Genomic DNA, 19,222 nt, shown 5'->3' with positions numbered 1-19,222 from the left:
AACCAAATCTCCTCCTTATTAGGGGGATTTTTTTATGCAAAATCTTAGTCAGGAATGGGGAGAAAAAATTGGTAGAGAAACAAACAAAGAAAATTTTTATGTTGTTCGTTTTAGTGTTTGCTTTAATCTCAGGAAGTTTTCAAACACCAATTCATGCAGCAGAAAAAACACAAGAAACAATAACCGTATTTGGGGAAGCTGAAGTCTTATTAGAAGAAACAGCTATAAAAAATGAAGATAAAACAACTGCTTTTGATGCACTTCTAAACACAGTTGGTTCTAATAATCTAGAATTCTCTGAATCTGATTACGGTAAAATGATTACCAGTATAAAAGGGTTGCAAGCAAAAGGTAACTTTTTTTGGGCTTTCTACATAAATGGGATTTCAGCGCAAGTTGGAGCCGATCAATATATTGTCCAAAAAGGTGACCGTTTAAGCTTTAAGTATATAGACTGGACTGTAGCTCCTGAAAATAGTGTTTCAATTAAAGTAGTAGGAGACAAAGGAATTCTAAAAGAAGCAGAAAATATATCTTTTATCAACAAACCTACAGCTTTTCAATTACTACAAGCTGTCCTAGGGGACCAATTAGAATTTAGTGAGTCTGAATACGGAAAAATGATTACTTCCATTAATGGAGTAAAAATGGAAGGGACGAATTATTGGGCATTTTATGTAAATGGCAAAATGGCTTCTGTTGGGGCTGACAGTTACGAGCTTAAAACAAATGACCAAATCAGCTTTCAATACGAATCGTGGGAAACTCCAGGCGAAGTACCTGAAGAGGGCTCAAACGAAGAAACAAAACCTGAACCGACAACTCCGCAGGTTGAACCTATCTCAAAAGCAAAACTTTTAAATGCAATAAATGCTGTTAGTCAATATGCAATCAGTAATCAAGTTGGGGAATGGGAAGCGGTGGCTCTAAAACAAGCTGGTAAAGAACTACCTGCTCACTATTTGGAAAATGTTACGAAGCTAATAACAGATAAAAAAGGTAAATTTTCTAAAATCACGGATTATGAACGCTACACACTTGGTATACTTGCAGCAGGTGGAAATCCGACTAATGTAGCTGGCTATAATTTAATTGAAGCTATCTATAATGGTAATGTGACAAAACAAGGATTAAACGGAGTATTTTACGGCTTAATAGCCTTAGATAGTGCCAACTTTGAAGTACCTGAAAATGCAAAATGGACTAGAGAGAAGCTTGTGAGCCATCTATTGGAAAAACAAAATATGGACCATGGCTGGTCATGGGATGGTAGTGAAAAAAGCGACATCGATACAACAGCAATGGTCTTAACTGCGCTAGCTCCTTATAAGAACGAATTAAATATAAAAGCGGCTATTGATGAGGCAGTACAATATTTATCTTCACAATATAAATCGTCTAAGATTGATAATAGTTCAACAGCTGCACAGGTTATTGTAGCTCTTTCATCGATTGATGTGGATGCAAATAATCCTTTATTTACAAAAGATGAAATAAGTTTAATTTCATATCTATTAACCTTTCAAAATGCCGACGGTGGATTTGATTGGCAAGGTGGAAATGTTAGTGATGTCATGTCTACAAGCCAAGGAATTCAAGGGGTTGTGGCTTACCAATTATTTACAAATAAACAAGGTGGCTTGTATCAACTACCTTTAAATCTAGATACTCCTGAACTACCAATAAATGATAATAGCAACGTGACTGCACCGGAGGCAGATAACGATACATTGGAGGGAGAAGAAGGGTTGCCACTTCCAAACACAGCAACAAATACGTACAATTACCTATTGATTGGCCTTCTCTTGTTGATGATAGGTGCTTTTCTTTTCATAATCGAAAATAGAAAGAAGGCTTAATGATCTATGAAAATAAAAATATCCCTCTTGTTTTTGGCAGGAGGGTTCTTTTTTATCAGTCTATATGGAATTCAATCATACAAGTCCAACTCGAAGCAGTCTGAAGCAATGGCAACGGCAATGGAAGTTGTAAGGGCAAAAGAAAACAAGCAGCAGCTGCTAGATAAAGATTCTGCTACTTCACAAAAGGGTGAAATCCTAGGAATTCTTCAACTACCTTCAATAGGAGAAGAGTTACCAATTGTTAAAGGTGTATCAGATGAGGCTCTAGAAAGAGGTGTTGGCTACTACGAAGGGACTGCATTACCTGACAAACAGGACCAAATCGTGTTATCTGGTCACAGAGATACCGTCTTTAAACGATTAGGGGAACTACAAATAGGTGATGAAGTGATTGTTGAGATGTCTTATGGGAGATTTACTTATATTATTGAGGAAACGTTTGTCGTAGAGGCGGACGATCGAACAGTTATTCGTCCAACCGCTCCAATCGAAAAATTAACAATTACAACATGTTACCCTTTTAACTTTATAGGAAATGCACCACAGCGTTATATTGTAAATGCGATTCGAAAAGGATAGGAGGGAAATTATGAATCAATCGAGGAAATATTTAAGTTTGTTGATGGCCGTGGTTCTGATTTTCACCTTAATTGGCTGTAGTTCGACATCAGTAACATCTCAAAATATTGAATCAGAAGTAAAACAGGAAGTAGAAGAAAGTGAAACTGAGGTTAATTCAGTAATCGTTTCAAAAACTTCAGAAGAACATGAGATTAAAACAGAGAGTTCTTTAAACGATAATGTTGAATTAATCGCAACAGAAGAAGTATCCTCTAAAACGAAGAAGGAACAGTCCTCGGCTGTAACGGCAGTTGAAACAAAAAAGGAGGAAGTCCCTTCTAAAAAGGAAACGGAAAAGACTGAAACAGTTGCCAAGACGGATAAAGAGAATCTTACTAAAAAAACATCTACTAAAGAAGAAACACAAAAAGATACCAAGACTACTGCTGTTAAGGCAACAACGGAAGCTACTAAACAAACAGAGACTAAACCAACTGTATCAATCATGATTATTGGACCAAAAGATTTTGGAGTCATTTTACCAAAAACAAAAGTTACCATTAGTGAAGGAGATACCGTTCTAGATGTGCTCCTTAAAGCCGCTAAAAAGAAAAATCAATTGGTAGAACATAGTGGTAATGGGGCAATGGCGTATATCGAAGGAATCGATAATATTTATGAATTTGATTATGGCCCTAAAAGTGGATGGAATTTTAAACTAAATGGCATCACAATTAGTAAAAGTTCAGGAATTGTAAAGGTTAATAAAGATGATCGTATTGAATGGAGCTATTCAGAGGATTTTACGGAGGATAATGAATGAAAGGTCGATTTTATGCGTTTCACCCTATAGTTAACTTTAGCTATTATATGGGTGCTATTCTCTTGGTAATGATTAATCAGCATCCTATATTTTTATTTGTAGCATTTTCTATTTTAATAACATTTCATTTTTTTAACGATTGCTTTAATCATATGAAGCAATGGCTATTCTTTATGTTTACAACGGGAATATTGATTTTTCTAATCAATCCTCTGTTTAATGAAAGAGGTAGACACGTCTTATTTGAGGTAATGGGACATCGTGTTACTTTAGAAGCCTCACTATATGGAGGAATGTCAGCACTATCAATTATTAGCGTGCTGATGTTGTTTATTTCGTATAACGAAGTAATGACGCCTAACAAGTTATTATTTTTATTTTCAAAGTTTTTACCACAGTTTGCAATTTTACTGATGCTGACACTTAGGTTTATTCCATTAATGAGAAGACGATTAGATGAAATAGCGGCCGTTCAAGTTAGCAAAGGGATATCCGTTAAACAAGGTCCTTGGAAGGAACGAATCAAAAAGGGGATGCTTTATGTCCAAATTCTACTTACCTACTCATTAGAAGAAGCGATTCAAACGGCAGATTCCATGAAGGCAAGAGGATACGGACAGAAAAAACGATCTACCTATGAATATTTCCGATTAAATAAGAAGGATAGCTTGACACTTCTTTTTTTAGTAATCCTGTTATCTATTTGTCTTTATGGTCGATTTACTGGCTTAGGGACATTGACAATATATCCGCTCATGGAATCTATTGGGCTTGTACCAGTAGAATATTTCATTTTACTTGTGTATGCTTTGTTTTTATGTTTTCCACTTTTAGTTGAGATTGGAGAGGTTATCCGATGGCGTTTATTGAATTAAAACATGTATCCTTTACCTACCCCTCAGCGGATAACGCAGCCATTGATGATTTCTCCCTTTCCATAGAAAAAGGCGAATTTGTTGTGCTTTTTGGGTCTTCAGGCTCTGGAAAAAGTACGGTTCTACGTTTGTTAAAGAAGGAGATTCAGCCACATGGTGTGTTAAAAGGTGAAATGATGATTAATGGACATAGCCTATCTCAGGATGGAATGCCTTCAAGTCAGGTTGGATTTGTATTTCAGGATCCAGAAAATCAAGTGGTAGCAGATGATGTTTTACACGAAGTCGTATTTGGACTTGAAAATATGGGCGTAATGACGAATGAAATGAGAAGTAGGGTTGCTGAAATGGTTCACTTCTTCGGGGCCGAATCTTTACTTCATCGAAAAACGCATGAGCTTTCTGGTGGGATGAAGCAACAAATTAATTTAGCATCTGTTCTCTTAATGCAACCAGATATTTTACTTCTAGATGAACCGACCGCACAACTTGATCCTGTTAGTGCTAGAGAATTTTTAGATATGCTTGTTCGTCTTAATGAGGAATTCGGTATGACAATCATCCTAGCTGAACACCGGCTTGATGATGTTTTCACAATTGCTGATAAGATTGTTCTGTTGAAAAATGGAAAATGTATTGCAGAAGGTGAGCCCAAACAGGTGATCGAAACAATTTGGGACTCACAAGAGCAGCCCTTTATCCCTAATATTCCGACGCTTTATTTAAGTACTACCAAAAAGGAAAATCGAAGGGATATACCGTTGTCTGTAAAAGAAGGGCGAAACTGGGTACAAGAACTAAATTTGATTGGCCAAAGTAAAGAAAATAGAGCCCATAAGGAAATACAAGATAAGAAACTACTAGAAGTAAAAGATCTCCTTTTCCAATACCGAAAAGAAGGAGCCGCTGTCTTAAATGAATTAGATTTCACCTTAAATAAAGGCGAAATATACGCGTTACTAGGTGGAAATGGATCTGGTAAATCGACCTTATTAAAGATTTTAGTAGGAATTTTGAAGCCGATTAATGGTAAAGTTACCCTTTTGGATAAGCCTTTAAAAGCATGGAAATCATTAGAGATAGCTAAAAAAGTAGGCTATTTACCACAAAATCCAAAAATATTTTTTGTACATGACTCGGTAGAGAAAGAAATAAATGATACGATGCAAAAATGGAACATCACCAATCAAACTGAAGTGAATAACTTACTTCAACGTTTAGGAATATCTCATCTCTTACATAATCATCCATATGATTTAAGTGGTGGAGAGCTACAAAAAGCTGCATTAGCATGTGTGCTCTTAAGAAAACCGGATATTCTTTTACTTGATGAGCCAACAAAAGGGCTAGATCCTATATCAAAGGACAGCTTTTCTAAAATCCTACATAATTTACAAGAAGAGGGTATAACAGTCGTCATGTCCACTCATGATATTGAATTTGCTGCTCAGAATGCCACGAAATGTGGGATGATGTTTCAAGGTAATATTACTTCAGAAAATGAGCCAAAGGAATTTTTTAAAGGAAATTACTTTTATACTACAATGGTGCAGCGACTATTTAGGCATCTTCCTGATAAGGAAATAGTGACTTTAGGGGAGGCTATTTCGCTATGCAAATAAGAAGTAAAATAGTATATGCTGGTCTCTTTATTTTTATGGTCGGTCTATTGTGGCTATCCCTCCGTTATAGCGATAATTATTTGCTCCTTAGCTTTGGCTTTGTCCTTATTTCATTTCTATTTATTATTCTTCGGTTTGAAAAAAGGAAAATGGAAGCGAGAGAATTGGTCCTTTTAGCCGTGTTAGCTGCCATTGCAGCAGTAGGACGTATACCTTTTGCTAGTATTCCAAGTGTGCAGCCGACAACCTTTGTCATCATGATCTCTGGATTAGTCTTTGGAGCAGAAAGTGGCTTTATGATTGGGGTTATAGCTGCTTTAGCCTCAAACATGATCTTAGGACAGGGACCTTGGACACCTTGGCAAATGATGGCATGGGGATTGGTTGGATTAACAGCAGGTCTATTTAATCAATCTAGGTTGATGTCTACTTTAAAAGGGAAGATTATATTTGGCATCGTCTGGGGGTTCTTATTTGGTTGGATCATGAATTTGTGGTCCTTACTCGCCATTGCTCAATCAGGAGAAGCTCTAAATATTAAATCTATTTATACATATTTAGCAAGTAGTGTGTTGTTTGACTTCTTCCATTCAATCTCAAATGTTATTTTTTTAGTACTATTTAGTAAATCTTGGATAAAAATCCTTACTCGATTTAAAAGGAAATATGGGTTAATGGAAAAATAAAAAGATGATTGTGCATAGAAAGTCACAATCATCTTTTTGAGGTTTATTAAACTATAGTGGTAACTAAATGGAGTTGGAGTTAGAGTTAATAAGTACTGTAAAGGTAAACAAAGTTATATTGAACTAATAAAAGTAGCATGGTCAATTCTAACGAGGTCCCAAGTTGTAACAATACCAATAGGCTTCTGGTTCCTGGAACCATGTTCTGTAATGAGGATCGCTTTTAATTTTTTATTTTCTTCAAAGCTTTTTTCAAAAATGGCTTCCAAGTCATAAATGGAACTATTACGAGATAAGAATTTAACACTATGATTTTTCTCTAATGGTATTAAATCAGCGGCAGTTACGCCTTCAAGATTAGCTAATTTTCCGATCAAATTTCGGGATAACCATTTCGCAATACCTCCGTCAGTTAATAAACCTTGGAAAGCATTTTCAGCATAAATAGGAAATTGTGAATACCCTTTTTCATCCATCATTCTTAATATTTCAATAAGTGATGTTTGTGGACTATAGGATTTAACTGGTTGAGATGCCACTGAAAGGGCAAGTGGTGGTTGGAGCAAAATACCACTTATTCGTTCAATTTCTTCAACAACCTTATCATGTGGTTCAGCGATATAGAAATCTTCACGAATCTTCTTATGAACTATGGCATTGCGTAGATAGCCAAATTGTTTTAAGTTTTCATAATTATATCGGACAACATTGTGCAATTTCCGAGCTCCGTATAAAACATCGCTATAAGCAGCATGCTCGTGCGTTTCCTTTACAAGCTCCTTCAATTTTTCATGGATCCGATTAAAGGCCGCCTCAAACCGTGCAACCTTTTCCCCGTTTTGTTCAATCGAATTCATTTTGAGAAGTTCCTCCTTAAATATTGTATTTCTATATTAACATATTGTAGATATAGTAAACTCATTATTTATCCAATATGGAGTAATGGAAGGGCTCAACACTATTTGTTTCCACTTATTCAATTTCAATATTCGAAATAATCCAGCAGGAATTAGAACCATTTTCCTAGAATACATATTAGAGAATCCAATTGAAATGAGGTTATAGTATGATAACATTCAAAAAGCCAGATGTTGAACAGTTTTTCCGTACATATGCGATTCAAGATTTTTCAGTCAATCACGACGAATCACAGCTTATTTTTAGCACGAACTTAAGTGGAAAATTTAATTTGTGGGCAATGGATTTACCAAACACTTTTCCTTACCCTTTAACCTTTATAGATCAAAGTAGTCACGGAATCGCTTTTGATAAACAAGGACGTTATGTTGTTGTAGGTTTTGATAAAGATGGGGATGAAAATGCACAGCTTTATGCAATTCCTCCAAAAGGTGGAGAATTAAAGCCGCTTAGGGTACAAGAAGGCCATCGTCATATGGGTCCATTCCTATCAAAAGATGGAAATCGCTTATATTATACCTCTTCAAAAGATGACCCAACATATTTGAAGGCTTATTGCTATAACCTAGAAACTGAAGAAGAAGTGGTCGTTGTCGATGGTGATTCTGCTGGAACCTTCCTAGTCACAACAAGTCCGGAAGAAAAGAGCTTTTTATATGTAAAGCATTTTGCAAATACTTACGCACTTGCTTATGTGAAACGTGATGGTGAAGAGATTTTACTTACACCTGAAACAGAACCTCAACATACCGTTTCAGGAGCTATTTTTGTTTCCGAGGAAGAAATTTATTTAATTACCAACTACATGGATGATATGTCCTATTTGGCTAAGTTTAATTTGAACTCAAAAGAATTCACGAAAGTTTTTTCAAAAGATGGCGAAGACTTTACTGAAATAAAATTTGATAAAGAGAGAAATGCACTTTACCTTGTTACATCCAAAGGTGTTGAGGATTTTCTTTACCAATTTGACTTACAAAGCGGTAATTTAACTTCAATTGATACGCCAGCAAGTATCGTGGAGAAATTAGTGGTTACAGAAAGCGGAAACCTTTACCTTCTTTCTCGTTCCGCTACTCGTCCTTTTAATATTTATAAAAAAGAGGTAAATGAATCAAATTGGGAGTCGTTAACCAATTATGGTGTGCCGGGAGTAGCAACAGAGGATTTAGTAGAACCTGAAGTGTTATCTTATGCATCATATGATGGTCTGGAAATTGAGTCATTATTTTTTAAAGCTAAAGAAGAAACTAGTAATGGTCATGTCATTCTTTGGCCACACGGTGGTCCTCAAGCAGCAGAAAGAAAACAGTTCCGTTCCTTGTTCCAATTTTTGGTGAATAGAGGATATAGCATTTTTGCACCAAACTTCCGTGGTTCAACAGGCTATGGATTGAAGTTTACCAAAATGATTGAAGGTGATTGGGGTTATGGTCCGCGTCTAGATAATGTGGCAGGACTTGAATTTCTAATTAATAATGGCTTTGCAGACCGGGACAAAATCCTTCTAATGGGTGGAAGTTATGGAGGTTACATGGCTTTACTTCTTCATGGACGTCATGCCGAGTATTTCAAAGCTGTTGTAGATATCTTTGGACCGAGTGATTTATTCTCCTTTATTGAATCTGTTCCAGAGCATTGGAAGCCTATTATGAACCAATGGGTAGGAGATCCGGTTAAAGACCGTGAGAAGCTAATCGAGTACTCGCCAATTACTTATCTAAATGGAATGGTAAAACCTATGCTGGTTATTCAAGGGGCGATGGACCCTCGTGTAGTAAAGGCTGAATCTGATAAAATTGTAGAAGCACTTCAAAATAATGATGGTAACGTTGAATATATTGTTCTAGATGATGAAGGACACGGATTTTCGAAGAAAGAAAACGAGATGAAGGTTTACCGGGCTGTTTTAGAATTTTTTGACCGATTTATTTAATAAATGAAAAGCTTGCAGGGGGAAACTCACTGTAAGCTTTTTTTATTTGTTGTTAATTCGATTTTTTTGATAAAGTTCAATGCGGTAATGGTAGAATGGCAAAAGATACCCGGCAAAATGCCGGATATCTAAAAAAGGGGGATATGCAAAAAGGCTTGCCTTTAACCTATTTTTATTTTAGCAACTAAACATGAACAAAATATGAACAATTTATTAAGAGTTCATTAAGATATTGACTATAAATGAAGACTACTTCTATTAATTCACCAAAATATACTGCACTGCTACCAACTGTTAATAAAGTAATAAATAATGGAAATGGGACATTTACAGCTGTTTGGGGCTAGCACAATCAAAATTTTGTTGCAGTAAATGCATTGGGAAGCACATTTACTGGTAATGTATTAAAAAACGAAACTGCCAAGAAAGAGAATTTTAAAGTAGGTTTACAAGTTAATGCATTTGAAACAACATTTAAAGGAAATGAACTATCCTGAAATGTTAAAGGTCCAGATGGAGTTACCCGTACTATTACGGCGTTCGCTAAAGATGCTGTAGCAAAATAAAGTAAATGTTAGGCTGCTGACCTATGTCAGTGGCTTTTTTATATATTTTTGATTAGCAACAACTATCATTCATTGACCAAAATTGGGCAAATATCATATTATACAAAAAGGATTTTGCATTTGAGGGGGGTTTGGATTGCCGTTAAGTGGTAATTTATTTAGTAAACAGGAGGAAAATACTGAAAATAGAAGACCAACCTTTGGCGAAAGATTGGCTTTTGTTGCGACTGTGATTTCGATGATAGGAGACATGTTAGCAACAGTATCTGCTGGTATATTAATTGAAGAAGGCATCGAGGAAGAAAAAAAAACTAATCAGGAGAAACAGGATCAAGAACAGCTATTAACTAAAATGCAAAACCAAATCGACTCCTTACAACGTGAAATAACAATAATGAAAAAGAATAACTTGTCATAACCAAGTGACTTTTAAACATTAAATACAGGACAACATCCAAATTGATGTTGTCCTATTGGGAATTAATACGGTGTATAATCAACGTTTGCTGTATATTTGTTACCAGCATTCCAGAGTAAAAATTCATTTATTCCTTGCGAATGTAAGGCGCGGATTTGATCTTCAATCTCTTTTTTTCCATATACCTTATAGTTACCGGCTCCAAGCCACGTGGCACTGAAGTCTTGAAGCCAAGGTCGGGAAGTTGGTGGGTCTGCCAGTTTTTGTAGACGATTATTTTCAACCTTTGCATACTCTTTTACAAGAAGGTAGGGTTGTAAATCTGGTTTTTGAATACCAAATATAGTAGTCCAATGACTAGGGTAAATCATTGCGGAAATCACGTCTACATGCTGAGCAATTCTCGAAAAGTTTTGACCAATTCCTTTAGCTTCAGGAATGACGGTCGCATTCCCAAAAGTATCGACTGAAACCTTCACATTATAGGGCTTTAATTTTTCACTAGCATATTTAACGAATTCTGTTACAGCATTTACTCGTTCTCGACCATCTTTTGTAGCTTGAAAATTCCCCATACTATAGGTAAGTTTATTCCCAAAGGTCTCAAACTTTTCTGGAAATCTTACATAATCAAATTGGATTTCTTTAAATCCAATTTTAGCAGCTTCGATAGCAATCCCTACATTATGATCCCAAACCTCTTTTAAGTATGGATTTGTAAAAGAATCGCCCTTGTTGTTCTTCCAAAGTCCTTTATTTGTCTTGAATGACAAATTCGGTTTAGTTTTGGGTAATACGTTATCTTTGAAAACAACTATCCTCGCGATGGGATAAACTTGGTTTGCGTTTAAAGTACTCATGAGAGAACTTGGATCCTTTATGTAAGGATGGCTAACTGAATGGTAAGGTGAGCTTTTGGGAGGTAGAAAGGTTAAATGACCATGATCGTCCTTAATATCTATGACCATAGCATTTAAATCAGTATTCTTTACTAAATTTAATAACCTAGAAAACTGAGGTTCTTTTGTATTAGACGCCGTAACATAAATCCCCCTAATAGGTTCATACTTTTGAATAGGCTGAGGCTGATTAACTGCTAATAGCTGGTTTAGGGGGAATAAGAAAAAACCAGATACCAGTAACGACATTAGGATTGAAACCTTTTTCATATGAACACTCCTCGTGCTTATTTTTGTATTATCGTTCGCCGTAATGAGTTTATTTATTCTACTCGGAAAATATATAAATAAAAAACCAGTTCCCGATTGGAAACTGGTTAAGTGTCGTATTTAATTGCCGCCTTTGCCGTATTTATGTGATAAGAAAGTTTTAAACCACCACTCCTCAAAGTGGGTGTTCGCAAAAAGCTTCCTGCTTGTCCTCCATGTCATCTAGACAGAGGCTTGTCATTTTCGCTTTGATAAAAAAACTCCCTATTACAGCTTAAAGGTTAAAACTTAATTATCGTTACGTACAATGCAGCTTATACTTGTATATTACATGATTTATTTAAGGGATTCAATGGAAGTTGTTGGATGTGTATAACCCAATATTGAGAATCTATTTCATTTTTTTCTCATATAATTGGAAATATAATAGATACTAATCAAGAGTAGGTGAATATAAATTAAAAACCCCACCAGTGGATGGTGGGGAATCTTGTTTGAAAAAAAGCTTGATATGTAGGAAGAGACAATGTAAAATAAAAAATGGTCACTATAAAAATTTATTATTATAGATAATAAATATCCTATATTAACATTATCACATATGAATTAAAAAGTCAAATATTTAACCTTATTTTATCAGGGGAGTGGTTTAATGAGTGATATTAAAGAACAGGAATTGGTAGAAGAACAGAAACTAATAAATGAACTAGTCCAAATGGTAAATCAAAAAGAAGTAAAACTGAAACAAAAAAATAATAAGATTTCTTCTGATGTTTTGGAAATAAAAACAACGTTTTGGAATGATGTAACCATCAATATGGATGAACCTGATGATATTATCGAAACTTATTATAGTATAAAACAACAATCGCAATTGCTTTCAGAACGTGAAAGAACGCGTGGGATCATTGACAAACAATTAAATGTATTAAATCGGTTAAAAAACTCTCCGTATTTCGGGAGAATTGATTTCTTAGAAGATGGAGAAAACATCACTGAAAAAATATACATCGGAATCGCTTCCCTTATGGATAAAAAGGATGAAAATTTTTTAATATACGACTGGAGAGCTCCTATATCAAGTATGTATTATGATTATTCGCCAGGACCAGCCAATTACGAAACACCGAGTGGTGAGTTTAATGGTGAAATCAAACTAAAGCGGCAGTACATTATCAGAAACGCAAAACTAAAAGCGATGTTTGATACAGGTGTAACAATCGGTGACGAAATGCTACAAGAGGTATTAGCCAACCAAGCAGATACACAAATGAAAAGTATTGTAGCAACCATACAAAAAGAACAAAATCAAATTATTCGTAATGAAAAGGCAAAGTTGTTAGTAGTCCAAGGTGTGGCAGGCAGTGGGAAAACCTCGGCAGCACTACAACGTGTAGCTTATTTGCTTTATCGTTATCGAGGAAAAATAAATTCAGAGAACATCATGTTATTTTCACCGAATACTCTATTTAATAGTTATGTCGCAACGGTATTACCTGAGCTTGGTGAAGAAAATATGAAGCAAACGACTTTTCAAGAATATTTAAACAGTCGGATTCATCGAGAATGTTTTCTTGAGGATGCCTATGACCAAATGGAATACTTACTGACTACTCAGCAGGATGAAGAATACGAGACTAGGATGGAAAGTATTCGGTATAAAGCAAGTTTGGAGTTTAAACAACTTATTGACCAGCATGGAGAAAATCTTAAAATGGAGGGGATGATTTTTCAAAATGTAGTGTTTCGTCGTAAAATATTGGTCACTAAGGAAGAGATATATCAATATTTCTACAATATAGATCCCGCCATCTCCATCCCAAATAAAATAGAATTAGTGAGAAACTGGTTAATGAAAGAATTAAAAAAGTCAATGAAACTTGAACAATCGGAAGACTGGGTGCAAGAAGAAATTCAATATTTAGATAAAGAAGACTACTTAGAGGCTTTTAATACGATTGAAGAGAAAGATGGCTTCTCAAAAGAGTCCTTTAATGATTTTGACCGTGAAGAAGCTTACTTAGCTCAGATGGTTGTTAAACAACGTTTTAAACGCCTATTTAACTCGGTTAAAAAACTAAGATTTGTGAACTTATTAGATATGTATAAAAGAATATTTATGTTGGAGAATAACACACTGAAGTGGAATGAAATTAGTAAATTTTCTGTGAAGTCATTAAATGACATGAACATGACCTATGAAGATGCGACACCATTTGTTTATCTACAGGATTTAATTTTGGGAAGAAACTCCGATACAGCGATTCGCCATGTATTTATCGATGAAGCACAAGATTATTCACCATTTCAATTTTCATTTATTCAACAACTTTTTCCTTTTAGTAAAATGACGTTGCTGGGAGACATTAACCAGGCAATATATTCAGGTGTAACTAATTCGGAAACGGTCCTTGAAGGCACGGTGTCGAGTGAGAATGAAACAGAGACGATTATATTAACGAAAACATATCGTTCGACAAAGCCAATAGTTGAATTCACCAGAGGTCTTATTGATAACGGAGAGAAAATAGAAGCGTTTAATCGTCCGGGAAAAAAGCCTACATTAAAAGTAATTAATGATTTTTGGGAATTAGAGAAGAATCTTATAATTAAAGTCCAATCACTTCAAGAGAACGGGTATAAAACGATTGCGATTATTTGTAAAACAGCTAAAGAAAGTAAGATGGCTTATGATAGCTTAAAAAATGAAATGACAGTACGTTTAATAGAAAAAGGTACATTGGCGTACGAAGAAGGAACTTTAATTATCCCAGCTTACTTAGCAAAAGGGATTGAATTTGATGCCGTCATCATTTTTGATACCTCTCAATATGCTAGAGATGAGGAAAGAAAACTGTTTTATACGGCATGCACCAGAGCCATGCATGAATTACATCTGTTTTCTATAGAAACTCGAAGTCCGCTTTTGAAATTGATTCCAGAGGACGCCTTCGAGATAATATAAAATATTTTTAAATATAGAGGACAGGTGCGGACAACCATTTTGACTCTTCAACATATGTTAGTACTAAGATATCTTAGTACTTATATTAGGAGGTTTCAAAATGATTAACTGGAAGGTTCGTTTTAAAAATAAAGCCTGGGTGATGGCTTTCGTTTCCCAAATTTTAATTTTGGTTGAAGTTCTTTTAGTTGCGTTACACACTCTAGGTGTAATTGATTTTCAATTAACTGATCAGATCAAACAAGAAGTTCTTAATATCGCCAATGCTGTATTCGTCTTGTTATCCTTGCTTGGAGTTGTCCAAGACCCAACAACTAAAGGGGTAGGGGATAGTGAACGAGCTAAAGGGTATACAGAGCCAAATTAATATTTAGATTCGCAATCCTATAATAATGAACATAAAAAAAGAAGACCCCGAAAAAGGTCTTCTTTTTTCTCGTTTCAGATATCCTTTACCATCTGTGAGCCTTAGCATTACTTCTCAGAATAATGTTTTGTATCGAAGGTTGCGTATTTCCATTAACCTGTGACTTTGAACGCTTAGGTCTTGTCCAATTATGGTGAAACTGCTGAGAATGTGGATCTAAATGATCTTGATAACTCATAAGTCGAATCACCTCATCAATAGGATTGGATAATCTGTAAACGATTGATATTACAGGAATATCCCTTAAAGTATTTGATAAAAGCGGTGAAAAAATACATTTTTAGTTTTGTACCCTTATAAATATCGAGGTTGCCTCGTATATATATAGGTGGTAGAGGAGGGACAACAGGATGTTACTTTCAAAAATGCAAGAAATTAAAGTAATAAAAAAAATTAAGACTAAATTAGAAGATGTCACTTTATTTGAGTTTTTAGAAAACGAAAAAAATAAAAAAATCCTTTATATTAAGAAAATGAAGGAAGAGAAAAAGGAAGTATTGAATCAAACTATACATACCTTTCAAGTTGTCGATGGGGTTTCACTTTGGGAAGTAAATCGCAAGCTAAAGAGGTTGGTAAGGACTGGAATCCCTAAGGAATCGCTTCAGTTAGGAGCCATGAAAATCCCCTTAACAGTAAAGAAATCAAATATATTAGCTACTCCGATAGAGATAGAGAGAATTGAAAAAACAATTGATGAGTTGGAAGGCTTTGAAGAGTTACGCTTGCGCTTTTTCCATAGGTATAAACCCCATTATCATGAGAAAAAGGTGTTCGGTGAAATAGACAGATGGATTGAAATTGAAATTTGCTAAATAAAACCATGGTCATTTTATTTATATAATCTGACCATGGTTTTTATTATTTCGAAAAAATTTATAGTTGGTTGAAAAATTCAGAACTCTTGAAATATTCTCCGCAGAAGCCTATAATCCAAGTATATTTAACATTAAAGGAGAACATCTATGATTCGACGTTTTTTTTCATATTATCTTCCTCATAAAAAACTCTTTATGCTTGACTTTAGTTGTGCGGTAGTAGTAGCCGTTTTAGAGTTAGCTTTCCCTTTAGCTGTATCCTGGTTCATAGATTCACTATTACCGACTGGAAACTGGTCTATGATTGTTTCAGTTAGTGTAGGATTGCTACTTGTCTTTATTCTTAGTATGCTTTTGCAATTTGTGGTGAATTATTGGGGGCATAAGCTAGGAATAAATATTGAGACCGATATGAGGCAGCAGTTATTTCAGCATGTTCAAAAGCAATCCTTCCGCTTTTTCGATAATACGAAAACAGGACATATTATGAGTCGGATTACAACTGACCTCTTTGATCTTGGGGAATTAGCACACCATGGTCCTGAAGATTTGTTTATCTCGATTATGACCTTCGTCGGTGCTTTTTGGATTATGTTAACTATTAATGTCAAGTTGGCGTTGGTAACGATTATTATCGTGCCATTTTTGGTCTGGTTAATAACAGTGTGTAATTTTAAAATGAACAAGGCTTGGGACAGAATGTATAGTAATGTTGCTGATATTAATGCTCGTGTAGAAGACAGTGTTTCTGGAATTCGGGTTGTACAGTCCTTTACAAACGAGGAGTTTGAGATTGCGAGATTTAGAAAAAATAACCGTACTTTTCGCAAAGCGAAGCTAGGTGCTTATAAAGTAATGTCATTTAGCTTAGCAGGAATATTTATGATGACGAGAATGATGATTTTGGTCGTTTTAGTTTACGGTGCATGGTTAAGCTTTACAGGCCAAATGTCTTACGGTGAACTTGTTGGTTTTATCTTATATGTAAATGTTCTTTTCAAACCTATTGATAAAATTAGTGCACTTATGGAGCTTTATCCTAAGGGAATGGCAGGATTTAAACGTTTTACTGAACTAATAGACACAGAGCCGGATGTTAAGGATGTTGTAGATGCTATAGAAGTTTCATCACTAAAAGGGAATATTGTGTTTAATCAGGTTAGCTTCAGTTATGATGACAAAAAACCAGTTTTAAAAGAAATTGACTTACATATTCCAGCAGGAGAAACGGTTGCGTTTGTTGGACCGTCTGGGGCAGGTAAAACAACCATTTGTTCTTTGATACCCCGTTTCTACGATGTGATTGAAGGTAGTATTACTATTGACGGATTTGATATTAGACAAATGACAAGAAAATCACTCCGTTCTCAAATAGGAATTGTGCAACAGGATGTATTCTTATTCACCGGGACATTACGAGAAAATATTGCGTATGGAATGTTAGATGCATCGGAAGAGCAAATAAGGGAGGCAGCACGTCGAGCACATCTAGAGGATTTCATTTTGTCTTTACCAGATGGCTTTGAGACCCAGATAGGGGAACGTGGACTTAAGTTATCAGGGGGACAAAAACAACGGCTTGCGATTGCAAGAATGTTTTTAAAGAATCCTCCCATTTTAATATTAGATGAAGCTACTTCAGCGTTAGACACGGAAACAGAATCAATTATTCAAGCTGCGTTAACAGAACTAGCCAAGAACCGTACTACGCTTGTAATTGCCCATCGATTAGCAACCATTCGAAACGCAGATCGAATTGTAGTCGTCACCGAGGATGGTATAGCTGAAGAGGGTGGGCATGATGAACTAATTGAGCTAGGAGGTATATTTGCTAACCTTCATAGAGTTCAGTATCAAAGGTAAAAGAAAGAACGCTTGATCAACAAGCGTTCTTTCTTTATGAAGTAACCTTATTTTGGTTGTTGTTTTGGTAAATTAATTGTAACTGTTGTTCCTACGTCTTGTTCACTCTCAAATTGGATAGAACCATTGTGAGATTGAACAATCTTAAAACTTACTGTAAGTCCTAAGCCTGTCCCTTTTTCTTTTGAAGAATAGAAAGGTTCACCTATTTTTTCTAACAGTTCCTTCGATATTCCACAGCCTTTATCCATTACTTTTACGGAAACAAATTCATTTTCTAACTCTTCTAAAAAGATCGAAACAACTCCATCTTTGTAAGAGGATTCCATCGCATTTTTGATAATATTGATAAATAATTGCTTCAATTGATTGGGTTCACATTCGATCCAGAGTTCATGGAATGAGGATGAAAAGTCAATTTGAATATCATTCAAGTTTGCTTCTGTTCTTAGTAATGAAAGTACATCTTGAAATAATTTGTTTATGTTCGCGTGTGTAAATTTCATTTGCTGGGGTTTTGCTAATAATAGAAGTTCGCTAACAATATGATTAATCCGATTCAATTCATCATGCATGATTTGATAATAAAATTGATGCTTCGGATCTTCTACTTGTAAAATTTGGACAAATCCTTTTAATGAAGTGAGTGGATTTCGAATTTCATGTGCGACACTTGCTGACAATTCACCAACTACAGATAGTTTTTCAGTTCGTCTTAATCGCTCCTCGGCTAGCCTTAAGGATGTAACATCTTTACCATAGCCAATAAACCCCGTCATTTTCCCATCGACGATAATCGGAAGTGAGTTACATTGAAGAGTAATATGCTGACCATCTTTATGTTCAATCTCAAGTTCAAACATTTCAGGTATTTTGCTCGTTTTGACTTTTGATAAATACTCTATTGCAGAGGCGTGGAAGTGATTCGGTAAAACATATGTAAAATGTTTTCTTATTATTTCTTTATGCGAATACCCTGTAATGACTGTGAATTGTGCATTTACGTTTGTGATATATCCCTCTAAGTCCAGCATATAAACGATGTCTGGACTGTATTCAAATAATGACTTGTACTGTTGTCTACTTTCTTCGAGCAGTTTTTCAATTTCTATTCTTTCTGTGATATCTCTACCAATGATGACTAATCCTTTGCGGCTACCGTCAGGGTTAAATAGGGGCACCTTAATTGTATCGAAGGTTTTGATTGTCCCATTTGGTAATGCCAAGCGCTCTTCTATTCGTGTTATTTTTCGGTTTTTCCAAGCATCCTCATCAGATATTTCACAAAAACGAAGAGCTTCTGCATAGAAGGGACTATAATCAGCTAATTCAGAGTCTTTTTTTCCTCTGTAATCGACATGATCAATTTGAAATAATTTTAACCCAAATTCATTTGCTTCAATCCATCTTCCTTCACCATCCTTAAAATTCACAAAATCAACCATCGAATTGATAAGGGTGGATAGGCGTTTTTCATCTTCTTTCGACACATTTAATTCCACAGTTTTACTAATGAAAAAATAAAAGAAGAAACCAGTAACAAGTACATAAAGTATCTCTTTAAGTCTTTCTAGTTGTGAAATGTATTGAGTAGAGACAAGTTCATTTAATAAAAAATTTGAACCATAAATCCACACAATGCTCACGATGAAATAAAAGACTAAAAGTCTTTTTTTCTTCATTTATTTTACCTCCTGTCTATTGGAGATTATA

Annotated in this window: 16 protein-coding genes and 1 other RNA gene; 12 read left to right on the top strand and 5 right to left on the bottom strand. The window is 35.2% G+C overall.

What is annotated here, in order from left to right:
* Nucleotides 1-68: 68 nt before the first annotated feature.
* From LRP83_RS12465 to LRP83_RS12440, 6 genes are read left to right on the top strand one after another with little or no spacing between them, the layout of a single operon-like run.
* On the top strand, nt 69-1,859 hold the full coding sequence (locus LRP83_RS12465; RefSeq protein WP_230497021.1) for a DUF4430 domain-containing protein: 1,791 nt from the start codon (nt 69-71) through the stop codon (nt 1,857-1,859).
* A gap of 6 nt (nt 1,860-1,865) precedes the next feature.
* Nucleotides 1,866-2,441 carry a class D sortase, LPxTATN-specific gene (gene srtD, locus LRP83_RS12460; protein ID WP_230497020.1) on the top strand — a complete coding sequence of 192 codons (576 nt, stop codon included), beginning with the start codon at nt 1,866-1,868 and terminating at the stop codon, nt 2,439-2,441.
* Between the two features lie 10 nt (nt 2,442-2,451).
* Nucleotides 2,452-3,246: a DUF4430 domain-containing protein gene (locus LRP83_RS12455; RefSeq protein WP_230497019.1), complete on the top strand. Its 795-nt coding sequence runs from the start codon at nt 2,452-2,454 to the stop codon at nt 3,244-3,246.
* Nucleotides 3,243-4,121: an energy-coupling factor transporter transmembrane component T gene (locus LRP83_RS12450; protein ID WP_230497018.1), complete on the top strand. Its 879-nt coding sequence runs from the start codon at nt 3,243-3,245 to the stop codon at nt 4,119-4,121. The genes LRP83_RS12455 and LRP83_RS12450 overlap by 4 nt, the downstream gene beginning before the upstream one ends.
* On the top strand, nt 4,103-5,743 hold the full coding sequence (locus tag LRP83_RS12445; protein ID WP_230497017.1) for an ABC transporter ATP-binding protein: 1,641 nt from the start codon (nt 4,103-4,105) through the stop codon (nt 5,741-5,743). Before LRP83_RS12450 ends, LRP83_RS12445 begins: the two co-directional genes overlap by 19 nt.
* On the top strand, nt 5,734-6,429 hold the full coding sequence (locus LRP83_RS12440) for an ECF transporter S component (protein ID WP_230497016.1): 696 nt from the start codon (nt 5,734-5,736) through the stop codon (nt 6,427-6,429). The genes LRP83_RS12445 and LRP83_RS12440 overlap by 10 nt, the downstream gene beginning before the upstream one ends.
* 113 nt (nt 6,430-6,542) lie before the next feature.
* On the opposite strand, the gene LRP83_RS12435 is transcribed toward LRP83_RS12440, so the two are convergent.
* The gene (locus tag LRP83_RS12435; protein WP_230497015.1) at nt 6,543-7,286 is read right to left on the bottom strand and encodes a CBS domain-containing protein; all 744 of its coding nucleotides are present in this window, start codon (nt 7,284-7,286) and stop codon (nt 6,543-6,545) included.
* Between the two features lie 209 nt (nt 7,287-7,495).
* Here LRP83_RS12435 and LRP83_RS12430 point away from each other — a divergent pair, with 209 nt between their 5' ends.
* Both LRP83_RS12430 and LRP83_RS12425 read left to right on the top strand, forming a co-directional pair.
* Nucleotides 7,496-9,283 (top strand): S9 family peptidase, encoded by a 1,788-nt coding sequence (locus tag LRP83_RS12430; protein ID WP_230497014.1) that lies wholly within the window; start codon nt 7,496-7,498, stop codon nt 9,281-9,283.
* Between the two features lie 702 nt (nt 9,284-9,985).
* Nucleotides 9,986-10,267 (top strand): hypothetical protein, encoded by a 282-nt coding sequence (locus tag LRP83_RS12425; protein WP_230497013.1) that lies wholly within the window; start codon nt 9,986-9,988, stop codon nt 10,265-10,267.
* 62 nt (nt 10,268-10,329) lie between these two features.
* Here LRP83_RS12425 and LRP83_RS12420 read toward each other — a convergent pair whose 3' ends face one another.
* The gene (locus LRP83_RS12420; protein WP_230497012.1) at nt 10,330-11,436 is read right to left on the bottom strand and encodes a putative glycoside hydrolase; all 1,107 of its coding nucleotides are present in this window, start codon (nt 11,434-11,436) and stop codon (nt 10,330-10,332) included.
* Between the two features lie 120 nt (nt 11,437-11,556).
* Nucleotides 11,557-11,755: non-coding RNA, 6S RNA (gene ssrS, locus LRP83_RS12415), on the bottom strand.
* A gap of 333 nt (nt 11,756-12,088) precedes the next feature.
* Between ssrS and helD the strand changes: the two genes are divergently transcribed.
* Together helD and LRP83_RS12405 are read left to right on the top strand one after the other, a co-directional pair.
* Nucleotides 12,089-14,401 (top strand): RNA polymerase recycling motor HelD, encoded by a 2,313-nt coding sequence (helD, locus tag LRP83_RS12410; RefSeq protein WP_230497011.1) that lies wholly within the window; start codon nt 12,089-12,091, stop codon nt 14,399-14,401.
* Nucleotides 14,402-14,501: 100 nt separating this feature from the next.
* On the top strand, nt 14,502-14,768 hold the full coding sequence (locus LRP83_RS12405) for a phage holin (RefSeq protein ID WP_230497010.1): 267 nt from the start codon (nt 14,502-14,504) through the stop codon (nt 14,766-14,768).
* A gap of 85 nt (nt 14,769-14,853) precedes the next feature.
* On the opposite strand, the gene LRP83_RS12400 is transcribed toward LRP83_RS12405, so the two are convergent.
* On the bottom strand, nt 14,854-15,006 hold the full coding sequence (locus LRP83_RS12400; protein WP_230497009.1) for a YpzG family protein: 153 nt from the start codon (nt 15,004-15,006) through the stop codon (nt 14,854-14,856).
* A gap of 172 nt (nt 15,007-15,178) precedes the next feature.
* Between LRP83_RS12400 and LRP83_RS12395 the strand changes: the two genes are divergently transcribed.
* Nucleotides 15,179-15,643 (top strand): hypothetical protein, encoded by a 465-nt coding sequence (locus LRP83_RS12395; protein ID WP_230497008.1) that lies wholly within the window; start codon nt 15,179-15,181, stop codon nt 15,641-15,643.
* Between the two features lie 150 nt (nt 15,644-15,793).
* A complete protein-coding gene (locus LRP83_RS12390; RefSeq protein WP_230497007.1) occupies nt 15,794-17,509 on the top strand; it encodes an ABC transporter ATP-binding protein in 1,716 nt (571 codons plus the stop codon).
* Between the two features lie 47 nt (nt 17,510-17,556).
* On the opposite strand, the gene LRP83_RS12385 is transcribed toward LRP83_RS12390, so the two are convergent.
* Entirely contained in the window at nt 17,557-19,191 is a 1,635-nt protein-coding gene (locus tag LRP83_RS12385) for a PAS domain S-box protein (RefSeq protein ID WP_230497006.1), read from the bottom strand.
* Nucleotides 19,192-19,222 lie beyond the last annotated feature (31 nt).

This window comes from Pseudoneobacillus rhizosphaerae (genome assembly GCF_917563885.1).
GTDB lineage: Bacteria > Bacillota > Bacilli > Bacillales > Cytobacillaceae > Pseudoneobacillus > Pseudoneobacillus rhizosphaerae.
Note: the sequence above shows the minus strand (reverse complement) of the source record. Positions and strands in the feature narration are given on the sequence as shown.